The sequence below is a fragment of the Pedobacter sp. 01T416_2 genome, from assembly GCF_056398925.1.
Map to the genome: position 1 here is coordinate 1 of NZ_JBFTQI010000968.1, position 1,952 is coordinate 1,952.

General features: G+C 44.2%; 2 protein-coding genes. Both read right to left on the minus strand.

From position 1 onward, the window contains the following. The coding region (locus tag AC1DPQ_RS26380) for a sulfatase-like hydrolase/transferase (RefSeq protein ID WP_477611381.1) at positions 1 to 554 on the minus strand (554 nt) is incomplete at its 3' end. Between the two features lie 32 nt (positions 555 to 586). Continuing rightward, the coding region (locus AC1DPQ_RS26385; protein WP_477611382.1) for a RagB/SusD family nutrient uptake outer membrane protein at positions 587 to 1,952 on the minus strand (1,366 nt) is incomplete at its 5' end.

Here is a 1,952-nt window from a genome sequence, read left to right on the forward strand (position 1 = left end):
TCTTTAACCAAGGGTACGGTTTCAGTTCCTTTTTCTCCGATTTCGTAATAATTGCTGGCGCCACCGATAAAGCCAAAGAAATGATCGAAACCGCGTTGGTTTGGCCATTGGTTCCGATCGTCGCCCACGTGCCATTTACCCGCCATAAGTGTGGTGTAACCGCCTGATTTAAGTACCTCGGCCAGGGTAAGCGATTCGCGGTTCAGAAAACCCTGATAGGCTGCCAGCCCAAGGTTATTGTTAAAAAAGCCAACACCAGCTTTATGCTGGTACTGCCCGGTGAGCAACGATGCCCTGGTTGGTGCACAGATCGAATTGTTGTAAAATTCTTTCAGCCTTAAACCACCTGCAGCGAGTTTATCTAAATTGGGGGTTTCTATTTCAGTTGCCCCGTAAGGGCCAATATCTGAAAAGCCAAGATCATCAACCAGTACCAGTACGATATTGGGTTTTTGCTTTTTCTGGGCCGAAGCAACCTGTACAGCCAATAAGCCAAAAGCCAACAGGCATGCTTTCGCTATGGGCAAAGTGGAATATTTTTGTTTAAAATTCATGTGATTAAATTTTATTATCCGAAATAAGACGATTAATAGTTTACCCAATCTGGGTTCTGTTTTAATTTAGGGTTGAGGTTAAGCTCGCGTTGCGGAATAGGGAAATGGATGTGGCGCTTGGCCGCTAAAGTTTTTCCGGCTGCTTTGAGTGTGGCTACGTAATAATCGGCTCCTCTTCTGGCCAGATCGAACCAGCGCTGGTATTCGAAAACCAATTCCTTTCTGCGCTCCTGAAAAACAGCATCTCTAAACTGATCTACAGTTAATGCCGGAGAAATATCGGCCAGTTTAGCAATACCTGCACGCTGGCGTACTTCATCTATTGCGGCATAGGCTGCTGCATTTGGCCCATTATTTACTTCATTTAAGGCTTCAGCATAAATTAAAAGTACTTCTGCATAGCGGATAATGGGTAAATTTTTAGAAGACTGCGATTGATTCCCTACCACTGCCGGATCGTAATATTTATTAAACTGCGGCGAAAAAGTGTATAACTGACCATTTGTAGGGCTTACCATCTGCGTAACAAAGGTTATGGCCTTTCGGGTATCGTTATCGGCAAAACTGGTATACAAACCGCCAGCGGTGTGCAGGGCATCGGCATAATCGCCATTAATACCGGGCACATCTGCCGGGGCCGAACGGCTGGCCAAACTGTTGCCCTGAAAACCTGCGTTACCTACAAACTGTGCCGAGAAGATATGCTCTTTACCATTTTTGGTGGCTACATTAAACACATCGGCAAAATTTGCAAACAGTGAATAGTATTTACTATCGATTACCTCTTTACTTTTTTGTAAGGCATTTGCCCACTCTTTATGGGTAAGGTATACTTTTGCCAACAGACTTTTGGCTGCGCCTGAAGTTGCCCTTCCTAAATCTTTGCTGCTATATTCTGCCGGTGCAGGTAGCGATTCTGCATCTTTTAAATCCTGAATTATCTGTGCATATACCGCAGCCTCGGGCGCATTGGGTACATATAAATCTTCGGGTGCTAAAGAAGTATTTTCGTGCAGTACAATGGGTACATCGCCAAACCAACGCACCAGGTTAAAATAATGTAAAGCCCTTAAAAACTTCGATTCGTTAATTAAGCGTTTTCTAACAGTTGAGCTAATTTTCGCCTCATCAATCAAAGCAATTTTATCGATGGCAATATTTGAAGCATTAATGGCATCGTAACTTTGTTTCCACAGCTGCTCCATCCTATCGTTCGATGAATCGTGAGTTAAGCCAGATATGGCCCTAACGTGTGCATTTCTGGCCCTTGGGCCTGCTTCAYAATCGTCGGTAGCCATTTCTACCCCAATCTGCATTAAACTGTTGTAAAGCGATTGGCCACTTTCGTAAAGTTTACGGTAATTGGCCGTAACAGCAGAAACCGCCTGACCTTCGTTT